Annotated in this window: 16 protein-coding genes; 6 read left to right on the top strand and 10 right to left on the bottom strand. The window is 71.8% G+C overall.

From position 1 onward, the window contains the following. Positions 1 to 144: 144 nt before the first annotated feature. Positions 145 to 2,034 carry an Ig-like domain-containing protein gene (locus ACWEJX_RS27280; protein ID WP_451610049.1) on the bottom strand — a complete coding sequence of 630 codons (1,890 nt, stop codon included), beginning with the start codon at positions 2,032 to 2,034 and terminating at the stop codon, positions 145 to 147. Between the two features lie 190 nt (positions 2,035 to 2,224). Further along, complete coding sequence (locus ACWEJX_RS27275; RefSeq protein ID WP_451610048.1) at positions 2,225 to 3,508, bottom strand: LCP family protein; 1,284 nt, start codon at positions 3,506 to 3,508, stop codon at positions 2,225 to 2,227. A 130-nt stretch (positions 3,509 to 3,638) separates the two neighbouring features. Between ACWEJX_RS27275 and ACWEJX_RS27270 the strand changes: the two genes are divergently transcribed. Then, a complete protein-coding gene (locus tag ACWEJX_RS27270; protein ID WP_451610047.1) occupies positions 3,639 to 4,172 on the top strand; it encodes an acyl-CoA thioesterase in 534 nt (177 codons plus the stop codon). A 109-nt stretch (positions 4,173 to 4,281) separates the two neighbouring features. On the opposite strand, the gene ACWEJX_RS27265 is transcribed toward ACWEJX_RS27270, so the two are convergent. After that, positions 4,282 to 5,829, bottom strand: a complete 1,548-nt coding sequence (locus ACWEJX_RS27265; protein WP_451610046.1) for an LCP family protein — start codon at positions 5,827 to 5,829, stop codon at positions 4,282 to 4,284. A 72-nt stretch (positions 5,830 to 5,901) separates the two neighbouring features. Between ACWEJX_RS27265 and ACWEJX_RS27260 the strand changes: the two genes are divergently transcribed. After that, positions 5,902 to 6,927, top strand: coding sequence for a glycosyltransferase family 2 protein (locus ACWEJX_RS27260; RefSeq protein ID WP_451610045.1), 1,026 nt, complete (start codon positions 5,902 to 5,904; stop codon positions 6,925 to 6,927). 78 nt (positions 6,928 to 7,005) lie between these two features. On the opposite strand, the gene ACWEJX_RS27255 is transcribed toward ACWEJX_RS27260, so the two are convergent. From ACWEJX_RS27255 to ACWEJX_RS27240, 4 genes are all read right to left on the bottom strand, one after another. Next, entirely contained in the window at positions 7,006 to 8,745 is a 1,740-nt protein-coding gene (locus ACWEJX_RS27255; RefSeq protein WP_451610044.1) for an LCP family protein, read from the bottom strand. A 70-nt stretch (positions 8,746 to 8,815) separates the two neighbouring features. After that, positions 8,816 to 10,576: an LCP family glycopolymer transferase gene (locus ACWEJX_RS27250; RefSeq protein ID WP_451610043.1), complete on the bottom strand. Its 1,761-nt coding sequence runs from the start codon at positions 10,574 to 10,576 to the stop codon at positions 8,816 to 8,818. A 274-nt stretch (positions 10,577 to 10,850) separates the two neighbouring features. After that, on the bottom strand, positions 10,851 to 11,981 hold the full coding sequence (locus ACWEJX_RS27245) for an LCP family protein (protein WP_451610042.1): 1,131 nt from the start codon (positions 11,979 to 11,981) through the stop codon (positions 10,851 to 10,853). A 371-nt stretch (positions 11,982 to 12,352) separates the two neighbouring features. Continuing rightward, the gene (locus ACWEJX_RS27240) at positions 12,353 to 13,108 is read right to left on the bottom strand and encodes a TIGR03089 family protein (RefSeq protein ID WP_451610041.1); all 756 of its coding nucleotides are present in this window, start codon (positions 13,106 to 13,108) and stop codon (positions 12,353 to 12,355) included. Between the two features lie 136 nt (positions 13,109 to 13,244). On the opposite strand from ACWEJX_RS27240, the gene ACWEJX_RS27235 reads away from it, so the two are divergent. The 3 genes from ACWEJX_RS27235 to ACWEJX_RS27225 all read left to right on the top strand — a co-directional run bounded on the left by ACWEJX_RS27235 (position 13,245) and on the right by ACWEJX_RS27225 (position 17,289). After that, a complete protein-coding gene (locus ACWEJX_RS27235; protein ID WP_451610040.1) occupies positions 13,245 to 14,693 on the top strand; it encodes a peptidoglycan recognition protein family protein in 1,449 nt (482 codons plus the stop codon). Positions 14,694 to 14,808: 115 nt separating this feature from the next. Beyond that, entirely contained in the window at positions 14,809 to 15,891 is a 1,083-nt protein-coding gene (locus ACWEJX_RS27230) for a sugar phosphate nucleotidyltransferase (protein ID WP_451610039.1), read from the top strand. Positions 15,892 to 16,317: 426 nt separating this feature from the next. Then, positions 16,318 to 17,289 carry a DNA-3-methyladenine glycosylase family protein gene (locus tag ACWEJX_RS27225; RefSeq protein WP_451610038.1) on the top strand — a complete coding sequence of 324 codons (972 nt, stop codon included), beginning with the start codon at positions 16,318 to 16,320 and terminating at the stop codon, positions 17,287 to 17,289. Between the two features lie 97 nt (positions 17,290 to 17,386). Here the strand turns inward: ACWEJX_RS27225 and ACWEJX_RS27220 are convergent, their stop codons facing one another. The 3 genes from ACWEJX_RS27220 to ACWEJX_RS27210 all read right to left on the bottom strand — a co-directional run bounded on the left by ACWEJX_RS27220 (position 17,387) and on the right by ACWEJX_RS27210 (position 20,383). Next, positions 17,387 to 18,718, bottom strand: a complete 1,332-nt coding sequence (locus ACWEJX_RS27220) for a coenzyme F420-0:L-glutamate ligase (protein ID WP_451610037.1) — start codon at positions 18,716 to 18,718, stop codon at positions 17,387 to 17,389. Between the two features lie 98 nt (positions 18,719 to 18,816). Further along, positions 18,817 to 19,782, bottom strand: a complete 966-nt coding sequence (gene cofD / locus ACWEJX_RS27215) for a 2-phospho-L-lactate transferase (protein ID WP_451610036.1) — start codon at positions 19,780 to 19,782, stop codon at positions 18,817 to 18,819. A gap of 13 nt (positions 19,783 to 19,795) precedes the next feature. After that, positions 19,796 to 20,383, bottom strand: coding sequence for a cysteine dioxygenase (locus ACWEJX_RS27210; RefSeq protein ID WP_451610035.1), 588 nt, complete (start codon positions 20,381 to 20,383; stop codon positions 19,796 to 19,798). Positions 20,384 to 21,081: 698 nt separating this feature from the next. On the opposite strand from ACWEJX_RS27210, the gene ACWEJX_RS27205 reads away from it, so the two are divergent. Further along, positions 21,082 to 21,345 carry a WhiB family transcriptional regulator gene (locus ACWEJX_RS27205; RefSeq protein WP_389215982.1) on the top strand — a complete coding sequence of 88 codons (264 nt, stop codon included), beginning with the start codon at positions 21,082 to 21,084 and terminating at the stop codon, positions 21,343 to 21,345. Positions 21,346 to 21,624 lie beyond the last annotated feature (279 nt).

The raw sequence follows: 21,624 nt of genomic DNA, 5'->3' as shown, positions 1-21,624 counted from the left end.
CGCTGCGATTCGTGACGATGGGGCCGAACACCCAGTCGCTCTACCGGGTGGTGGGGTGACCGGCCGATCGGCCCTCCGCACATGGGACGGCGCCCTCGCATCGTGCGAGGGCGCCGTCGTCGTGTGCCGTGAGGCCGGCGGGGACTAGCTGTCCGTCACCTGGATGGTGGCGCGCTCGTCGCCGCACTGGGTGGTGGCGCCGTTGTGGGTGTCGTCACCCGAGTACGTGGCCTTCCACAGGTACGGGTTGGGGCCGTCCTTGCTGGAGTCCACCCAGAAGGTGGTGTTGTTGGTCGACGCCTTTCCGGCGGCGTTCAGCGGCACCGTCTGCTCGAAGACCGGGTCGCTGGAGCAGGTGGTGTCGGTGGGGGCGTACAGCTGGAACGTGACGTTGCCGGTCGGCACACCACCGGACGTCGCGCTGACCGTGGTGCTGTCCTGCGGGTACATGTACGGCGCGGTGTGGATCTCCGAGGCGGCCTTGACCACCTGAAGCTGCTCGCTCGTGCAGGCGCTCATGGCGGACTCGTTGTTGGCGTCGCCGGAGTAGCGGACCTGCCAGTAGAAGGTGCCGATCGTGGGGAACGTCAGCGAGTTCGAGTCGGGGACCACTCCGTCCGTGACCGACACCGTGCCGGCGTCACGGGCGTCCTGCGTGCAGGCGTTGTCGGAGTACACGGTGTACGTGGCCGTGCCGCCCGCGGTGGCGGTGTGGTTGGAGAGCGTCGCCGAGTCGTGCACCTGGCCCCCGATCACGACCTGGGACGCGGAGAGGGTCGTGGCGATCGTCGGCCGGATCTTGGCGACCACCGACGACTCGTTGGCCGCACGGCAGGGGGTGGTGGAGCCGGTGTTGTTCGCGTCACCGCTGTAGGAGGCCATCCAGTAGTACGTGCCGACCTGGGTCGGAGTGAACGGCTGCGAGGTGTAGTCGCCGTTGCCGCTCACGCCGGTGACCGTGTTGGTGAAGACCGGCGTGCCGCTGCACTGGTCGTTGTCGAAGGCGGTGAAGGTGATCGATCCGGTCGGGTTGTCGCCGCCGGCGAGGTGGGCGGTGTCGCTGATCGAGCTGCCGATCGTCACGCTCGGCGTCGCGGTGGTGGTCAGCGACGTGCAGTTGGTGATGTTGACCCGCTCGGGGGCGATGAAGTCCTTCAGCTCGGCGGTGAACGAGTCCGAGGAGCGGCTCTTCACATAGGCCGAGCCGAACGTCCGGCACGAGGTCCCGGGCGGGAAGATCGCGTTGAAGGAGATCGCCGCTTCACCGAAGGTGTACGGGTCCATCTTGCCGAGGCCGCCGGCGTCCGCGGCGTTGATCGTGCTGGTGTTGACCGAGCCCAGCGCGTTCGGGTTCGCGCCGCCGCTGATGACGGTCGGGGAGCCCCACGACGAGCCGCCCCAGTTGCGGATGGAGATGGTGGGAACGGTGCCGCCCTTGGACAGGTCGTAAGTGATCAGCTTGTCGCCCGGGGTGCGGATCGGGGTCGCGGTCTCGATGGGCCCGTTGCTCGCACAGTTCGTCGGCGTGGCCGTCGTGTCGCAGAACTTCTGGTTGAGCTCGAAGTCCATGTTCGTGGTGCCCGACGGGTTCTGCACCCGCTGCCAGAACAGCTCCAGGAACTTCGGTGTCGTGTTCGTCTCCGTGTAGGCGCCGAAGTTCAGCAGGTCGCTCTTGTTCGGCGGGATGGAGCCCGTCACGATCGTCGGGTTCGCGTCGTTCTCCGCCGTGCCCTGCCCGAACGAGTCGTCGCCGCTTCCGCTCGGCTTGTCCGCCTTCGGCGTGATGCGCAGGGAGGTGTTGGTGCCGCCCTGGAGCCAGTCGATACAGGTGGCCGCCGAGCCGTCGACCTTCAGGTTGGCGTTGGTGTCGATCTCGAAGTGGCTGCCGTCCAGCACGTGCGCTGTCGAACACAGCGGCTGCGCCGCCGCAGCCATCGCCTGAGCCAGCGACGCCGGCACGCTGAACGCGCCGGCGAGGGATACGGCCAAGAACGCCGCCCCCAGGGGGCGCCTCAGCAGTACGGGTCTGGTCACTACGAACGCTCCTCATTGCTGAGAGGTAGGTATGCGCCCACGCCGAGGTGAGGGGGTGGCGCGCGAACCAGGAACGTAGCAGCGCTTTTCGGACATGACGGAAAAAAGCCGCGACGCGCCGTCACCACCCCTCGTGCGCGTGGCAGAAGGGTGGCGACGGGGGCCGTGCGGCGTAACCCGGAGGGGCGCGTCAGCGGTTCGAGGTGACCGTGACCGGCTCGTCGTTCCGGATCTGCTCGACGAGCTGCTTCACCTTCGGCTGGTCCCAGCGCAGCGAGTTCTGCGGGGCGGTGCCGTTGATCGGCATGTTCATCGACTTGCCCTCGCCGCTGCTGATGCCCTTCATCGCGAAGAACATCTCCGCCAGGTCGTACAGCGACATGTCCTTGTCCACGATCAGCGTGTCCAGGCCCGCGCCCAGCGTCGGGTACAGCTTGAACGGGTTGAGGATCGTGCCCGGCGTCGCCGCCTGGCTGGCCAGCGCCGACAGGAACTTCTGCTGGTTCTTCGTGCGCTGCAGGTCCGACTCGGCGAACGCGTAGCGGGTACGGACGAAGGCCAGGGCCTGCTCGCCGTTGAGGGTCTGGGTGCCGGCCTGGAAGTCGGCGCCGGACTTCTTGTCCTTGAAGCCCTTCTCGATGTTCAGCTCCACACCGCCGAGCGCGTCCACGATGTTCGCGAAGCCGGCGAAGCCGATCTCCGCGTAGTGGTCGATGCGCAGGCCGGTGTTGAACTCGACGGTGCGGACCAGCAGCTCCGGGCCGTCCATCGCGTAGGCCGCGTTCAGCTTGGAGCCGCCGCGCTCGGCGTACTTCTTGCCGGACTCCGAGCCGACGAACGACGGGATCGTCACCCAGGAGTCACGCGGCAGCGAGACCATCGTGTTCCCGCTGGAGCAGGCCGCGAGGATGATCATCGAGTCGGTCCGCTTGCCCTCGGCGGAGCCGGTGTGCAGCTTCTTCTTCTGCTCGTCCGTCATGCCCTCACGGCTGTCGGAACCGACGATCAGATACGTGGTGCAGTCGCCCTCCGACGGGCGCTCGATGACCTTCGAGAGGTCGACCTCGTTGCGCATCCGCGAGCTGGCCCAGGCGTACGTGCCGACGCTCCAGCCGACGACGGCGACGACCAGCACGATCGAGCCGATCTTGATCCGGCGGCCCCAGTTCGGCGCGGGCCGGCCGGGCGCGGGGCGGGGCGAGTACTGCGGCGGTACGGTGCCTCCGCCGGGACCTCCCCGACCGGGGCCCTGCGGGGCGCCGTAGACCTGGCCGTCGTTGTAACCGGAGTCGTAGCCGGTGCCCTGTGCCTGCGTGAAGCTCGGGTTGTAGCCCTCGTCGTAACCCTGCTCGTACCCCTGGCGCCGGCCGTACTGCTGCTGGTGGGGCTGCTGCGGCTGCGGGGGGACCTGCGGGCGCTGCACGTGGCGCATCCGGCGAGGTCCCTCGGGCTGGGCGTCGGGCCAGTCATTCATGCGGACAGTGTGCCGTCCGGCCGGGCCGGGCCGACAGGGCGGGTGGGGAATCGGGGCGGCGCCGTTGCCAAGCTGATGCAAAGCGGACCGCACCGGGACCGCCGCCCAGGCCGGGCATAAGGTAGAGGGCATGACAGATCAGGGCGACATCCCGGGCAAGCCCACATCGGCCTCGCGCACCACGCTCAGCCACATCATGACCAGCCACGACACCAACCTCCTCGGTACGGTGCACGGCGGCGTGATCATGAAGCTGGTGGACGACGCGGCGGGCGCTGTCGCCGGCCGGCACTCGGGCGGCCCGGCCGTCACCGCCTCCATGGACGAGATGGCGTTCCTGGAGCCGGTCCGGGTCGGCGACCTGCTGCATGTGAAGGCGCAGGTCAACTGGACCGGCCGGTCCTCCATGGAGGTCGGCGTCCGGGTCATGGCCGAGCGCTGGAACGAGTCCACGCCCGCCACCCAGGTCGGCTCCGCCTACCTCGTCTTCGCCGCCGTCGACGCCGACGGCAAGCCCCGCCCGGTCCCCCCGGTCATCCCGGAGACGGAACGCGACAAGCGCCGCTACCAGGAAGCCCAGATCCGCCGCACCCACCGCCTGGCCCGCCGCCGCGCGATCAAGGAACTCCGCGAGCAGAGGAAGGCAGAGGGCTACGAGGACTAGGGGCCTGTCCGGCGGATCAGCGGTGCGCTACGAGGACCAGGGCCTGTCCGGCGGATCAGTGGCGCGCTACGAAAACTAGCCAGGGCCTGTCCGGCTGACCAGCGGTGCGCTACGGGCACACCACCTGGTCGCCCCTGACCGCCTCGAACTGCCCCGTCTCCGCCTCCCGCGCCCGCACCGGCGTCACGCCCTTGTAGTCCGCGCCCACCGTCACCTTCAGCGTGCCGCCCTGCCCCCGCACCGGCCGCAGCTCGGCGCCCGGCAGCGCCGCCGCCAGGGACTTCGCCGAGCGGTCCCAGCCGGGGTCGTACTCGATCACCGTCCGGGCCTGCTCCCGGCCGCCCGCGCCGGTCCGCGGCGCCCGGGTCGTGTCGAAGCCCGTGCCGCGCAGCGCCGAGTCGACGCGCCCGCCGAGCCCGTCCGTCCGCGTCCCGTTGTAGACCTGGACGCGGACCGTCTTCGGCGCGACGTCGACGTCGGCCGGCCGCGGCCCCTTCGGCGCGGCGGGCCGCGCCGGGGAGAGGGGCCGGTCGTCGCGCAGCGACTGGAAGAGCTTCTGCGCCTTCGCCGCGTCCCACTTCACCGTCGAGCCGATGCCCTTCACCGGGAAGCTCATCTCGCCGATCGGCACCGACACGAACTCCGAGGACGCCGGCGAGAACCCGTGCATCGCCTTCGCGAGCGCCAGCATCTGCTCCGTACCGAAGCCCTGGTCCGCCCGCACCGAGCTCAGCATGCTCGTCGCGACCTCCCGGAACCGCACCGGGTTGAGCAGCACCCCGCCGCTCGTGACCCGGTCGATCAGCGCCGCCAGGAACTTCTGCTGCCGTTGCATGCGCCCGATGTCGGCGGCGCCGTCGACATGGCGGGAGCGCACGTACTGCAGCGCCTGCCCGCCGTCCAGCTCGTGCGGCCCGGCGGGCAGGTCGAGGCCGGTGTAGGAGTCCTTGAGCGGCTTGGTGGTGCAGATCTGCACGCCGCCGACCGCGTCGACGGTCCGCATGAAGCTGGTGAAGTCGACCTCCAGATAGTGGTCGATCTTCACCCCGGTCATCGACTCGACCGTCCGCACGGTCAGCCCCGGCCCGCCCTCCGCGTACGCCGCGTTCAGCTTCACCGGGTGCGCCCGGTGGTGCTCCCCGGAGTTGAGGTCGGTGTGCTCGGGCATCTCGGCGTACGAGTCGCGGGGCAGCGAGACGACGCTGGCGCGCTCCCGGTCCTCGGAGATGTGGACGAGCATGATGGTGTCCGTGCAGTGGCAGGGCGCGCCGCCGAGCCGGTACTTCCGCCGCTCCTCCTCGGTGATCCTGTCGCGCCCGTCCGTGCCGACGAGCAGCACGTTCATCCCGTGCCCGGCCTGCGGGCGGTTCTTCATGTCCTTGAACGGGTCGATGCGGGTGATGCCGGTGTCCAGACTGGTCACCACCGCGTGCCCGATGCCCCCGGCGGCGAGCACGACCACGGAGAGCGTGGTCGCCATCCGCATCCCCCACCGGGTCCGTCTGCGGTGCCGCGGCTGCCGGCGGACCGGCGCGGCGGCCGGTACGGGGCGGGCGGCGGGCCGGGGACGTGGCGTGCGGGGCGGGCGGGGCGGTGTGGGCACCGGGGGACACCTCCGCGGGTGGGACAGGGAAGACCGTGAGCACGGTAGGCCCATACGACGATCGCAAGGCCGCATGACCCGGACGGCGCGCGCCCGTGTCCCCCGTTCGCGGTAACGTGGCGGGCGATGAACGCCAATCCCCCTGTGTCTGTGATCATGCCGGTCCTCGATGAGGAGCGGCACCTGCGCAACTCGGTCCGTCACATCCTGGAGCAGGAGTACGACGGCGAGATGGAGGTGGTGATCGCGCTCGGCCCGTCCACGGACCGCACCGACGAGATCGCCGCCGAGCTCGTACGCGAGGACCCCCGCGTCCACACGGTGCCGAACCCCACCGGCCGTACCCCGGCCGCCCTCAACGCGGCGATCAAGGCGTCCCGCCACCCGATCGTGGTCCGCGTCGACGGCCACGGCATGCTGTCGCCCAACTACATCGCGACAGCCGTCCGCCTCCTGGAGGAGACGGGCGCGATGAACGTCGGCGGCATCATGCACGCCGAGGGCGAGAACGCCTGGGAGGACGCCGTCGCCGCCGCGATGACCTCGAAGATCGGCGTCGGCAACGCGGCCTTCCACACCGGCGGCCAGGCGGGGCCGGCGGAGACCGTCTACCTGGGCGTGTTCCGGCGCGAGGCGCTCGAACAGCAGGGCGGCTACAACGTCGAGTTCATCCGCGCCCAGGACTGGGAGCTGAACTTCCGCATCCGCGAGGCCGGCGGCCTGATCTGGTTCTCGCCGGAGCTGCGCGTGCAGTACCGGCCGCGGCCCTCCGTGAAGGCCCTCGCCAAGCAGTACAAGGACTACGGGCGCTGGCGGCACGTCGTCGCCCGCTACCACCAGGGCTCCATCAACCTGCGCTACCTGGCCCCGCCGGCCGCCGTCCTGGCGATCGCCGCGGGCCTCGTGGTCGGCGCCACGCTCACCCCGCTGGGCTTCGTGATCCCGGCCGGCTACCTGGCCGCGATCGTCGCGGGCTCGATCCCGGCCGGCAAGGGCCTCTCGCTCAAGGCGCGCCTGCAGATCCCGGTGGCGCTGGCGACCATGCACATGTCGTGGGGCTTCGGCTTCCTGACCAGCCCGCGCGCGCTGGCGAAGAAGGTCATCGCGAGCAGGCGCCCGGTGGTGAAGGCCGCGGCCGGCGAGACCGTCTGAGCCTCCTTCCGTACGTACGGCGACGGCCGGGCCCCCTGTCCAGGGAGCCCGGCCGTCGCCGTGACGGAGCCCGTGGGCTCAGCTCTTTCCGTCCCACTTGTAGACCGAGTAGACGTCCATGCAGTCCGTCTTGTCGTTGGCGCCCTCCGGCAGGTCGCCGGCCTCCACCTGCTTCTTCTTGTACGCGGTGCCCTCGCGCCAGTCCGCGCCGACCACGAGCGTGATGCGTTCGACCTTGGCGTCCGGGCGGACCGCCGTGTCGGGCAGGCCCAGCGACTGGGCCACGGACAGGGCGTTCGCCTTGGCCTGGTCGCCCGCGCTCTTCGGGTAGAGGACCACGCTGTCACCGCGGGGCTGGGCCTCGCGCGAGGACTCGGCCCGGGTGAAGCCCTTGCCGGTCAGCTCGGTGGCGATCGTGCGGGCCCGGCCCGGGACCGGGGCCTGGCTGTCGCTGCCGGTGCCGTTGACGACCGTGACCCCGAAGGAGCCGGGCGCCTCGGCGGTGGCCGCCGGCGTCGCCGAGGCGGACGCCGTCGGCTTCGCGCTCTTCGGGTTGCCGTTCTTGTCGAAGGCGACGTCGTCGCGGAGCATCGCCCACATCTTGTTGGCGGCCGACGGAACGAGCTGGAGCCAGGCCTTCGGGTTCGGCGGGTAGTCGACCGTCGGCACCGTCGCCGTGGTGAGCCGGTTCAGCTTCACGTTCTTCAGCTGCATCGACAGGTCGAAGAGCTTCTTCACCGAGCCGATCTCGTCGGACACCTGGAACGCCTTGATGGCGGTCTCCATGAGACCCATGAGGCGGGGCGTGTCGGTCCAGGCGTCCTGCTCCTGGAGCTTCTTCATCAGGCCGTTCATGTACATGTGCTGCGCCTTGGCACGGCCCTGGTCGTTGCCCCAGGCGTGCCGGGTGCGCAGCCACTGGAGGGCCTGCTCGCCCTGGATCTCGTGGGTGCCCTGGGGGAGCTTGAGGTGGGAGCCGCCGGGCGCCGCCGCGGTCGGCTTGTCGTACACGCCGGTCTTCACGCAGACCGGGACGCCGCCGACCTTGTCGGCCATGTCGACCACGCCCGCGAAGTCGATCATCATCCAGTGGTCGATGTAGACCCCGGTGAGGGACTCCCAGGTGGTCAGGGTGCAGCCGGGGCCGCCGCGCATCAGCGTCTCGTTGATGGGCCGATTCGTGGTTTCGGGGTACCGCTTGCCGTCCGGGCCCTTGCACTCGGGGATCCTCACGACCGTGTCGCGCGGGATGGAGATGAGCGAGGCGTTCTGACGGTCGGCGGAGACGTGCAGCAGCATCTGCACGTCGGCGAGCGGCGGCCGGTCCCGGTCGTTCTTGCCGCCGCCGAGCGCCACGTTCCTCGGGTCGCTGCGGTCGTCGGAGCCGATCAGCAGGATGTTCAGCGGGGTGTCGCCGAGCGCGGTCGGCTTCGTCACACCGCTCTCGCCGCCCGCGCGCCCACCGCTGCGGATGTTGCTGTTGAGGTGCTGGTAGTACAGGTATCCGGCGCCGGCCGTGCCGAGTATCAGCACCGCCAGCGTGATGGACACCCAGCGGAGTATCCGGCGCTTGCCGGACCTCTTCCCGCCGCGCCCGCGCGAGCCGCCGCGGCGGTGGCCCGACCGGCCGCCGCCCCCGCTGCCGCCGTCCCCGGAACCGCGCCCGGCGCGCCGGGCGTGGGGCACGCCGCCGCCCGGGCCCTGGCCCGGACCGGCGTCGCCCGCCCCGTCCTCGTAGAGACTGTCGTCCCAGCCCAATTCGCGGGTGCGCGGAACGCGTTCCCGCGCCCCCTCCCGACGCACACTGCTCTGTCCCACCCCAGGTCTCCTCGTCACTCAGGTGCGGCCCAAGGCACCGGACGACCGGAGCGGGCCGGTCGGTTCCGGGTCACTTCGCGCACACCTGCTTGTCTGCCGTCTGCGCACCCTCCGGCGCCTTCGCCGGACCGGTGAGGGGCACCCCCGCGCCCTTGAAGTCGGCGCCGAGGACGAGCGTCATGGGCTCGCGCTCCCCGGCGTCCTGCGTGCCCGGCTTGAGAGCCGAGGCGGGCAGGCCCATCAGATCCGCGAGCTCGCGGGCCTGGTCGGCCTGGTTCGGTGCGTACGTGAGCGTGGTCGTCGCCGCCTTCTCGGGGGCGTTGCTCTTGTTGGTCGACCGCGTCACGCCGTGCTCGTTCTGCAGCCAGTCGATCGTCTTCTGGGCCGCGCCGGTCTTGCCGCTGCCGTTGTAGACGTCGACGCGGACGTCATGGGCGGTGGAGCGCTTGCCCTCCAGGAGCTTCGCCTGGGCCTGCGCCTGGGCGTTCTTGGCGTCCTGTTCCTTCTTCTTCACCTCGCTGAGCGAGGTGTCGGACTGCAGCATCTCGAAGAGCCGCGGCGCCTTCACCGGGTCGGGGACGACCGTCGCCCTCCGGTTCGGCGGCTCGTCCGGGTTGTCGATGACCGGCAGCGTGGTGAAGGTGATGTTCTTGGCGTCGATGTCCGTCAGCTCGCCCGCGAGGGCCTTGAGCTTGGAGATGCTCCCTATCCCGGTGTCGACGGTGAGCGCCTTGGTGGCGGCGTCGGCGAGGTCGTACAGCTTGGTCGGCGACGTGAGCGTGTCGTCCGACTTCATCTGACGGATCATCGAGCTGAGGAACTGCTGCTGGGTCTTGATCCGGGACAGGTCGCTCTCGTCGCCGAAGCTGTGCCGGGTCCGTACGAAGGCGAGGGCCTGCTCGCCCGCGATGGTCGACTCGCCGGCCGGCAGCTTGAGGTGCGACTTGGGGTCGTTCACCGGATGGGCCAGGCAGACCTTCACGCCGCCGACGGCGGTCGTCATCTCCTTGACGGCGTTGAAGTCGGCCATCATGAAGTGGTCGACGGTCAGGCCGGTGAGCTCCTTGACCGTGCGCATGGTGCAGCCCGGGTCGCGGCCGTCCTGGCCGAGGCTCGTGTTGAAGCGCACCCTGTTCGTGCCCGGGATCTTCCTGACGGTCCCGTCGGGCTGCTTGGTCTCGCACTCGGGGATGTCGGTGACCAGGTCGCGGGGGATGGACACCGCGGTGGCGTTCGTCCGGTCCTTGGAGACGTGGAAGAGGATGTTGGTGTCGGCGTGGCCGACGCTGCCCTTGTCCCCGTAACCCTCGTTGCCCGCGCCGGTGCGCTTGTCGGTGCCGATGATCAGGATGTTGAAGGGCTGGCCCTCCTGGAAGCCCTCGGTGCCGCCGGCCACCTCGATGGTGTTGATGTTGCCGTCGAAGTGCTTGTAGAGCGCGTACGCGCCGGCGGCGCCCGCCACGACGACGAAGGCCATGGTGCCGCCGGTCCACATCAGGACCTTCTTCTTGCGCGACTTCTCCGGCCGGCGCTTGCGGCGGCCCGCGACGGGCGGCTGCCGGTCGGCGGGCTCCGGGGCACGGCGACGGCGCTGCCCGGGCACGGGCGGGGCGGCCTCGGGGGCGCGGTCGTGCGAACGCGATCTCTGTCCCGGCGGGGTGGCGGCGTCCCGCGGGGCGCGGGGCCGCGGCTGGGACGGGGTGGCGGGCTGCTGCGGCCGCTGCGCTGCGGAGCGGTCCAGTCGCAGTTCGTAGTTACCGGTCTGCGGGTTGAAGACCCACTGGTCGGCGGGGTCGATCTCGTCCGCCCGTCCACGGCTGTGCGCGTCCACGGTTCCTTGAGTCCTCCGTCGGTACCGCCCGAGGCGCCTCCCCCTCAAGCGCTCGGTCGTTCGGTCCTTCGAGTGCGCGACCACGCGGTCGGCAGCACCGGATCGCGTCACACTATCCGCCCAGTTCAGCGTGGGGCGACGCCCGTGACAAATTCCACGCCCCTTACAACTGGGCAATTCGCTCAAACCTCATCGAGGGTCGCCCTCGCCTTGGGTCCGGCTTTACGAAACGCACAGAAACGGCCCGCGGGGAACGGGCCCTGGTGAGCGAGCCTCAGTGGCAGGAGCCCTCGGCCGCGTTCCGCCCCGCGAAGGACGGCGTCGCCGAGGCGTCGGGCCCGTCGCCGCTCCCGTCCGGCTCCCCCTTGTCGCCCGAGTGCACGGTCACGGGCTGGTCGGCGCGCAGCCGGGCGAAGAGCTGGTCGGCTGCGGGCTGCACCAGTTCGTCCCGGTTCGGGTCGTATGTGTACGGCCGTCGCGGCACCGTCAGGAACTGCACCTTGTCGGTCGGGACGGCCCGCATGGAACGCGCCAGGTCGTACAGATCGCGGAGCGAGGCGAGCCCCGGGTCGGTGGTGATCGACTTCGTGGCCGCGTCCAGGACCGGATAGAGCTTGGTCGGATTGAGCAGCACGCCGTCGCTCTGGACCTTGTTGACCAGGGCGCCGAGGAACTGCTGCTGGCGGTCCATGCGCTCGGTGTCGCTGCCGTTCCCGAGCGACTTGCGGGCCCGTACGAAGCCGAGCGCCTGCTCGCCGTGGAGCGTCTGGCGGCCGGCCGGCAGCTTCAGATGGGCGTCCTTGTCGTCGATCGGCTCCTTGAGGCAGATCTCCACCCCGTCGACCGCGTCCACCATCTTCTTGAAACCGCGGAAGTCGATCACCATGTGGTGGTCGATCCGGATGCCGGTCAACTTCTCCAGGGTGCGGATGGTGCAGGCGGCGCCGCCGAACTCGAAGGCCCAGTTGAACTGCGCGAACTGCTCCGTCGTCATGGTCTTGTCCGGCTTGGTGCAGCTGGGGATGCGCACCATGAGGTCGCGCGGGATCGACACGGCCGTCGCGCCGGCCCCGTTCGCGGAGATGTGCAGCAGGATCGTGGTGTCGGAGCGCTGTGTGCCCGAGCTCCGGCCGTACGCGCTGTTCCCCGGGCCGGTACGGGTGTCCGAGCCGATCATCAGGATGTTCCGCGCCGAGCTCACCGCCGGCGACGGCCGCTCACTCTCGTACTTCCGCAGCTCCGCTTCCGCCGTCGTGTCCGTGGTGATGTTCGCGTCCAGCTTCCGGTACGCCCACCACCCGACCCCGGCCGCCACGAGAACCACGACCGCGGCCGCCAGCGCCGCCCAGCGCAACCAGTGCCGCTTGCGCTTGGCTCCACCGGGCGTCTCTGGGCTGTCCGTCACGTCTGGTCCGTCCTCGATGGCATCTCGGAAGGCGTCATGACCCCTTGGCCGATCATGACCCGCCGAGGCCGCGGGGGCGCGGGCCGATGACCCGGACGGGTGACGCGAGCGACGCCACAAGCCTGTCGCCGCGCCGCGCGGGGCCGGGCCCCGCCTGATGGCGGGCTGCGCCGTGTGGGCCGGGGCCCCGCGTGATTGCGGGCTGCGCTGTGGCCGCGCCGTGGCCGCGCCGGCGTCCCGCCTGATTGCGGGCTGCGCCGTGTGGGGCCGTCCCGCCCGATCGCGGGCTGCGCCGTGTGGGCCGGGCCCCGCCCGATCGCGGGCTGCGCCGTGCCGCGCCGGCGTCCCGTCGCCCGCCCTGCCGTCGCCGCTCAGTGCGCCAGCGTCAGCGTCACCCGTTCGCTTTCCACCCGCTTCGCCAGCCCCTCCGCCCCCAGCTGCTCCACGTGCCGGCACAGCACCACCGACCCGCCCGCCACCAGCGGCGCGTACAGCCCGGCCGAGACGCCCGCCCAGCTGTCGTACGACTGGCCCGACAGAACCCGGGAGGCCGGCCCGAGGCCCAGCTCGGCCGCGTCGCGGCGCGCGCGGTCGACGAGCTGGGACGCCGTCAGTTCCGTACCGTCGACGACGAGGGCAGGGGCGTCCGGGTCGACCGGGACGAAGGGGGCGAAGCGGTCGCCCTGGCCGGGCACTTCGACGGCGTAGTCGGCGTAGCCCGCGGGCGGGGTCGGGAAGCGGCGGCCCAGTGGCGCGAGGGAGAGCGCGACGCGGTCTCCCGAACAGGCGAGGCCCGCCTCCAGGGAGTCGGGCCCGGCGATCACGTAGTCCGCGTCCGCCGGATCCCCGCCCAGCTCCGCCGTCACGCCGACGGACGCGCAGGCGAGCAGCCACACCGCGGTCTGCCAGTGCGCGGGCAGCAGCAGCGCGAGCCGGTCGCCGGGGGAGGCGGACAGTTCGCCCTGGAGGAGGTTGGCGGTCTTGGCCACCCAATTGGCGAAGGTGGCCACCGACAATTCCACGCGTTCACCGGTGGCGTCGTCGTAGAAAGTGACCAAGGGGCGGGCCGGGTCCGCGGCGAGCGCGGATCGCAGCAGGTCGGCGGGGGTTCGGTCGCTGGCGTTCACGCGGGCAAGATTACGCGTGGGGGCGCGGCGGGTCCCCCGTAACGGTGACCCCGTCCACCGGTCGGCCCGACGGACCGTCAGTTTCCGTGCGGATTCCCGACGGGCGGAACCCCGGCGCGGTACGGACGATCGCTCCATGCGTGCCTACCTCGCCTCCTCGATCGCCGTCACCTGCGCGGCGGCCCTCGCCCTGCCGCTCTCCCTGGCGACCGCGAACCCGGCCGGCGCCAGGCCGGCGGCAGCCACGTCCTCGCCCGCAAGCGCCCAACCCGCGAGCCCCGAGCTCGCCGGCTCCACCCAGTCGCTCCCGCTCGAACCCCTCGCCCCCGACGGCGCCCCGCGCGGCCGCGGCTCCGTCTTCGCCGCGCCGGCCGAGCGGGGGCTGACCCGGCGTGAGGTCCGGCCGTTCTCGCTCGTGGGCGTGGTGTGGGACGACGCCCGGGTCCCGCTGCACGGCAGTGTGCAGGTCCGCACCCGGGCCGCCGCGGACGGCGCCTGGTCGCAGTGGCAGGACGTGGAGACCCACAACGAAGAGCACGGCGCCGACCCGAACACCGCCGAGGGCCGTTCGGGCGCCCGGCACGGCTCGACCGCCCCGCTGTGGGTCGGCGACTCGAACGGCGTCGAGATCCGCGTACACCCGGAGTACCGGGCGACGCGCACCCTTCCGGCGGGCCTGCGCCTCGAACTGGTGGACCCGGGCCCGGACACGGAGCGGTCGGCCGGTGCGTACGACGCGATGGAGTCCGCGGACGTGACGGCGGCGGCCGCCGGGTCCACGGCGACCCGCTCCGCCGCCGTCGCGGAGGCTCTTGCGGACGAAGCCCCCGCCCCCGCCCTCGCCCCCGGCGACGGCACAGTCCTCCCCGCCCTCACCCGCGCCCAGACCCTCGCCACCCTCCCGGGCGTCACGGGCGTCACGGGCGCAAGGGGCGTCACGGGCGCAGGCAGAACCCGCGCGCTCGCGAAGGCGCCGTACATCGGCCCGCGGCCGAAGATCATCACCCGCAAGGGCTGGGGCGCCGACGAGCGGATGCGCGAGCGCGGCTTCGTCTACACCAAGACGATCAAAGCGGCGTTCGTCCACCACAGCGCCACCGGCAACAACTACAGCTGCCGCCAGGCCCCCGCCGTGCTGCGCAGCATCTACCGCTACCACGTGAAGAGCCTCGGCTGGCGTGACTTCGGCTACAACTTCGCCGTCGACAAGTGCGGAAACATCTACGAGGGCCGCGCCGGCGGCGTCGGCAAGGCGGTGATGGGCGCGCACACCCTCGGCTTCAACACCAACAGCATGGGCATCGCCGTCCTCGGCACCTACGGCAGCACCACTCCACCGGCCGCAGCCGTGTCCGCCATCGCGCGGCTGACCGCGTGGAAGTTGGGGCTGTACGGGGTGAATCCGAACGGAACGACGTATCTCACCTCGGGCGGCGGAAACCTCTACAAGAAAGGCAAGAAGGTCAAGTTCCATGTGATCGCAGGGCACCGCGACGGCTTCGCGACCGAGTGCCCGGGCGGGCGGCTCTACAACAAGCTCGGCACCGCCCGGTCGGCATCGGCGAAGTACCAGGGAAGGCGCTGATGGGGTCATGGACTCAACCATCTGCATAAACTGACCGGTCATATCGTACGGACGGCCGAACGAACGCCGACCCCGGCAGCGAGACCGGACCCGAACAGGAAGCAGAGACGAACAGGTGACCGAAGCGATTCTCCTGGTCGGTGGCAAAGGCACCCGGCTGCGTCCCCTGACGGTCAACACCCCCAAGCCGATGGTCCCGGCGGCGGGCGTCCCCTTCCTGACCCACCAGCTGGCACGGGCCCGGGCGGCCGGGGTCGAGCACATCGTCCTCGCCACCTCCTACCTGGCGGAGGTCTTCGAGCCGTACTTCGGCGACGGCTCGGCGCTCGGGCTCAGCATCGAGTACGTGACCGAGGAGGAGCCGCTCGGCACCGGCGGCGCCATCCGCAACGTCGCCTCCCGGCTGCGCTCCGGGCCCGAGGACCCCGTCCTCATCTTCAACGGCGACATCCTGACCGGCCTCGACATCCGCGCCCTCGTCGCCACCCACCGGTCCTCCGGCGCGGACGTGTCCCTGCACCTGACCCGGGTCGACGACCCGCGCGCGTACGGTCTCGTGCCGACGGACGGGACCGGGCGCGTCACGGCGTTCCTGGAGAAGCCGCAGACGCCCGAAGAGATCGTCACCGACCAGATCAACGCGGGCGCGTACGTGTTCCGGCGCTCCGTCATCGACACCATCCCGGCGGGGCGCCCCGTCTCCGTCGAACGCGAGACCTTCCCCGAGCTGCTGGCCGACGGGGCCCACCTCCAGGGCATGGTCGACTCCACGTACTGGCTCGACCTCGGCACCCCGCAGGCGTTCGTCCGCGGCTCCGCCGACCTCGTCCTCGGCCGCGCCCCGTCCCCGGCCGTGCCCGGCCGCTGCGGCGACCGGCTCGTCCTCGACACCGCCCGGGTCGCCCCCGACGCCAAGCTGACCGGCGGCACGGTCATCGGCCCCGGTGCCGTCATCGGCTCCGGCGCCCGCATCAACGGCTCCACCGTCCTCGCCGGCGCCGTCGTCGAGGACGGCGCCGTCATCACCGACTCCCTGATCGGCACCCGCGCCCGCATCGGCGCCCGCACGGTCCTCACGGGCGCGGTGATCGGCGACGCGGCGGAGATCGGCCCGGACAACGAACTCCGCGACGGCGTACGCGTCTGGTGCGACGCGAAACTCGCGGCGGGAGCGGTCCGCTTCAGCTCGGACCAGTAACCCCTCCACCACCGGGCCCGGCCCCTGCCCGGCCCTGCCCCGGCCTCGGCCCCACCCGGCCCGCGCACGGGCCTCCGCCCCGCCGGCCCGCCGTGTGGGCCTCCGCGCCGCCCACTCCGCCCCCGTGTGGGCAATCGTCCCGCTGGGGCGGGACGGGTGGGCACACGGGGACGTCGCCCCTTGCCGGGCCGAGGCTCCTCGCGCGTTGGCCCGCACCACGAGGGCGCCGCGCTCGCGGTGAACGCAGGCACAAGGGGCGAACGCGCCGCCGAGGGCGCCGTCCCGTTGTGCCCACCCGTCCCGCCCTGCGGGACGATTGCCCACAACGGGGGGCGGGTGAGGGCGTCGTCGCAGCGGGCGCAGCCGACAACGGGGACGGGGCGCCGGGCCCCCGGCGCAGCCCGCGACACCGCTACGCTCATACGCATGGCCGGCCGCTTCACCCCCCAACCCCCCACCACCCGCACCACCGCGCGCGGCGGCCACGTCCCCGTACCCAGGCCCGACGAGCAGCAGCCGCAGCCGGGCCCGGAGCTGGACCTCGGGCTCACGCTCGGGCCGCTGCGCCGCGGCCCCGCCGACCCCACCTTCCGTACGACCGCCGACGGCTCCGTCTGGCGGGCCAGCCGCACGCCCGACGGAGCCGGCACGCTCCGGGTCCGGCCGGACGGGCGCGCCGAGGCGTGGGGCCCGGGAGGCGCCTGGCTCATGCGGCGGACGCCCGCGCTACTGGGCGCCGATGACGACCCCGGCGCCTTCGTCCCGCGCCACAAGCTGCTCGCCGTCACCCACCGCGCCCGTCGCGGCCTGCGGCTGACCCGTACCGGGCTCGTGATGGAGTCGCTGATCCCGTCGATCCTGGAGCAGAAGGTGACGACGGACGAGGCGTACCGCTCGTGGCGGGTGCTCGTACGGAAGTACGGGGAGGCCGCGCCCGGGCCGGCGCCGGAGGGCATGTACGTGATGCCGGACGCGCGCGACTGGGCGCGGATCCCGTCCTGGGAGTGGCACCTGGCGAACGTGGACGGGAAGCGCTCCGCCACCGTCGTCCGGGCCGCCCGCGTGGCCGCCCGCCTGGAGGAGGCCGCGCAGATGCCGCCCGCCGAGGCCCGCAAGCGCCTCGAACTGATCCCCGGCATCGGCCCCTGGACCTCCGCCGAGACGATCCAGCGGAGCAACGGCGCACCCGACGAGGTCACCACGGGCGACCTGCACCTGCCGGGCATCGTCGGCTGGGCCCTGGCCGGCGACCGGACGGCCGACGACGCCGCCATGCTGGAGCTACTCGCGCCGTACGCGGGCCAGCGGCACCGGGCCGCCCGGCTGATCCTGCTGAGCGGCCGTGTGCCGCCGCGCCGGGCGCCGCGGATGACGCCGGGCGACATCACGCGTTGGTGACCGTGGCGGGTGCCAGGGGTGGCACGGGCTGTGTCGCGGGCTCGTGCCGCCGCGCCGGGCGCCGCGGATGACGCCCGGCAACCTCACGCGCCGCTGATCAGCGCACCTCGATGAACGCCGCCGCCTGCCGCGCCGTCCGTTCCTTCGGCGGCGCCGCCGGCCTGCCGACCGCGACCGCGCCCATCGGGTCCCAGTCGTCCGGCAGCCCGAGCACGTCCCGTACGACGTCCCGGCAGAACATCGTCGAGGAGACCCACGCCGAGCCCAGCCGCTCGCCGGCCAGTGCGACCAGCAGGTTCTGCACACCCGCGCCCGCCGCGACCACGAACATCTCGCGCTCGGCGGCGTCCCGGCGCGGGTCGCCGTAGTGGTGGGCGCCGTCCGTGACCAGGCAGGGCACGATCAGGTACGGCGCGTTGCGCAGCACGTCCCCGCGCCGGATCCGGCGCGCGATGGACTCCTCCGACCTGCCGTCGGCGCGCAGGTCCGCGATCCACGCGTCCCGCATGGCGTCGAGCAGTCGCACCCGCGCGGCCTCGGACTCCAGGAGCACGAAGCGCCACGGGGTGGTGTGGTGCGGGGCGGGCGCCGTGACGGCGGCGGCGACGGCCCGCCGGACCGCGCCCGGGTCGACGGGGTCGTCGGTGAACTCCCGTACGGTACGGCGCAGGGTCACCGCCTCCCGTACGGCCTCCGAGGTCCCGAGCCGGAACATGTCGTCGGCGGCGTCCCGCACCAGCGCCCGCGCGCCCGGCTCCTCGTCGCCGCCCACCACGTGTCCGAGGCCGCGTACGACGGCCACCGGCCGCCCCGTCGCCTTCCCCTTCACCAGGTCGCCGGCCGCGGCCAGCTCGTCGGCGGTGGCGACGACGGTCACGTTCAGCTCGTTGCCGTGGGAGTCGGCCACGCCCCGCAGGTCGTCGAGGACCCGTACCCCGGCCGCGCCGATGGCGACGTCGGTGAGTCCGCTGCGCCAGGGGCGTCCGAAGGTGTCGGTGACGACCACGCCGACGTCCACGCCGAGCGCCTCGCGCAGCCCGGCGCGGATCCGCGCGGCCGAGGCGTCCGGGTCCTCGGGCAGCAACAGCACCGTGCCGGCGGCGGTGTTGGAGGCGTCGACCCCGGCGGCGGCCATGACGAGGCCCTGCCGGTTCTCTACGATACGGAGGGCGCCGCGCCGCGCCACCACCCGTACCGTCTCGGCGTCGATCGCCTCCTCCCGGTCGGCGGCGGCGATCACCCGTCCCTCCGCCTTGCTCACGATCTTCGAGGTGACGAGCAGGACGTCACCGTCGACGAGCCCGGGGGACACGGAAGCGATCAGTTTGGCGACGTCGTCGCCGGGCGCCACCTCGGGCAGCCCGTCGAGCGCCCACACCTCGTACCGCGCGGATCCACGGCCGGAATCCCGGGCGACGGCCGTACCCACCGTCTCCGTCGCGCCGACAGCGCCTGTCTCCGTCGCGCCGACAGCGTCCGTCCCCGTCGCGCCCGCCGCGTCCGGTCCCAGAGCCCCCGCTCCGCCCCTCACGCGCCGGCTCCGCCGGCCTCCGCCGCCAGCGTCAGCGCCTCGCGCGCCATCGCCGCCGTCGCGTCCAGGTCGGTCATCATCAGCGGCACCGCGCGGCAGCGGATGCCCGCCGCCTCGACGTCCGCGACCGCGCCCGCGTCGACGGTGTCGACGAGCCAGCCGTCGATCAGGTCGGAGCCGTAGTGCCGGGCGACGGCCGCGGCCGTGGACTCCACGCCGACCGCGGCGAGGACCTTGTCGGCCATGCCGCGCACGGGTGCGTCGCCGACGATGGGGGAGAGGCCGACGACCGGCGCGGCGGCGGAGACGACGGCCTCGCGGATGCCGGGGACGGCCAGGATGGTGCCGACGGAGACGACGGGATTGGACGGCGGGAAGAGGATGACGTCCGCCTCGGCGATCGCCTCCAGGACGCCCGGAGCGGGCTTCGCCTGCTCGGCGCCGACCGGCACGACCGCCTGCGCGTCGACCGAGGCGCGCAGCTTCACCCAGTACTCCTGGAAGTGCACGGCCCGCTGCTCGCCGTCGACCTCGACGGCGACGTGCGTCTCGATCCGGTCGTCGGACATCGGGAGCAGCCGGACGCCAGGCTGCCAGCGGGCGCACAGCGCCTCGGTGACGGCGCTCAGCGGATAGCCGGCGCCCAGCATCTGGGTGCGGACGATGTGGGTGGCGAAGTCGCGGTCGCCGAGGCCGAACCACTCGGGCCCGACCCCGTACGCCGCGAGCTCCTCCTTGACGGTGAAGGACTCGTCCTCGCGGCCCCAGCCCTGTTCCTCGTTGATGCCACCGCCGAGGGTGTACATCACGGTGTCGAGGTCGGGGCAGACCTTGAGACCGAAGAGATGGATGTCGTCACCGGTGTTGCCGACGACCGTGATCTCCGCGTCGGGCGCGGCCTTCTTGAGGCCGCGAAGGAAGCGGGCACCACCGATGCCACCGGCCAGAACCACAATGCGCATGCAGTGCAGTTTGTCAGGCGGTGACGACTCCCGGGGCCGCCGGGGCGGAGCCGCACTGTGAGGTCAGCGACTCGTGCATCGACTCGTGCGTCGAGCCGTACGTCGACCCGTGCGTCGAGCCGTACGTCGACTGGTACGCCGACTCGTGCATCGGCATGTCGGTCAGGCCCGGGTAGTAGACGTGCAGGCTCACGGCCGGTTCGAGGGACTCGTTGACCATCTCGTGCACGTACCCGGGTGCGAACACGCGCTGCGCGCCGCCCGAGAGCTTCCGCGCGCCCCGCTCCGTACGCTCCGTCAGCTCGCCGGACAGGAGGGTGAGCACGCCGGACGACGGGCCGTGGTCGTGCCGGCCGCTGCCCTGGCCGGGCAGCCAGGAGAGCAGCCAGACCTCGTATCCGGGGCCGGTGCGCAGCCGGTGGTACCAGCGGGTGGTCGCGTCGTACTCGACGTACGGGGCCCACAGGGCCCGGTCGCCGGCGATCTCGCGGGCGAGCCCGGCGAACTCGGCCACGGTGACCGGGTGCTCGCGCTCGGGCTGGAGGAGGTGCGGGACCTCAAGGATGTCGCCGGCGATCTGAAGGTCGCTGTCCATGTTCATGGGATGCGGTGGTTCCTCGGCAGAAGTGCGGGGTGTCGCAGAGCAAGGGATGGTGCGAGGGGTCGTGCGAGGGGTGCGGCAGAAGCGGCGGGACGGCCGCGGGAAGACGCTGGAGCGCTAGGCGAAGAGGCGCATCAACAGCTGGGACAGCAACAGCGACAGGAACGCGTCTGGACAGCGCGGCGGAACCCACGGGCGTGGGTCGCGGAGGGCGCTGCGTTCGCTGGCATGCCACCAAAGTGAACGGAGGGACACCCGACTGTCAACTCAATGACCGATTTGGGGGTTATGTTTCACCTCATCCGGTTACTGTGCCCGGAGAAAGGTTTGTGCAGCCGGCGACCAGGAGACATGGCGCAGCATCCGCCGCCGTAAACACGGTGGAGGTCCTGTGATCAGACTGTGATCCGGATCGCTTCCGTGGCTGGATCGCAACAAGATCCATGTTTCGGCCGTCCTTATCTATGGACGGGCGGTGACGATCAGACCGGCGGCATGTGTCACGTTTTTTGGTGATTTGAACACTTTCCGTATACGCTTGGTTCCGCAGAGTGAATACGGGGCCCAATAGCAGATCTCGGCTTGACTCGCACAGAGCACGAACTTGTAATTTCACTCGTGTCGTTCGGCCCGGATCGATCCATCCGGAATCGACCACGGCGACATCACGGGGACGCACAGACGGACGAGGGGCGCACATGACCGAGACGTTCCAGGAACTGCTGGTCGAGGACGCGGGCGAGGAACTCGGCTGGCAGGAGCGCGCACTGTGCGCCCAGACCGACCCCGAGTCCTTCTTCCCCGAGAAGGGCGGCTCGACCCGGGAGGCCAAGAAGGTCTGCCTCGCCTGTGAGGTCCGCTCCGAGTGCCTCGAATACGCGCTGCAGAACGACGAGCGCTTCGGCATCTGGGGCGGCCTGTCCGAGCGTGAGCGTCGCCGCCTGAAGAAGGCCGCCGTCTGAAGAAGGCCGCGCCCTGAGGAAGGCCGCCGTCCGAGGAAGGCCGCCCCCTTGAGGAAGGCCGCCGTCTGAATCCGGCCATCACGCCCCCGGCAGCCGTACCCACCCGACGGTCCGCAGCCGTACCCACTCGACGGTTCGCAGCCGTACCCACCCAACGGTCCGCAGCCGTACCCACCCAACGGTCCGCAGCCTGTGCTCCACAGGCGGCGGACCGTTCTCGTGCCCGGCGTCCGCGTGGCAGCCGTTAGTGTGGGCCTCCGTCCGAGACGCACGCACCCA

The organism is Streptomyces sp. NPDC004788 (genome assembly GCF_053601115.1).
This window is presented reverse-complemented; position numbering and strand designations above follow the sequence as displayed.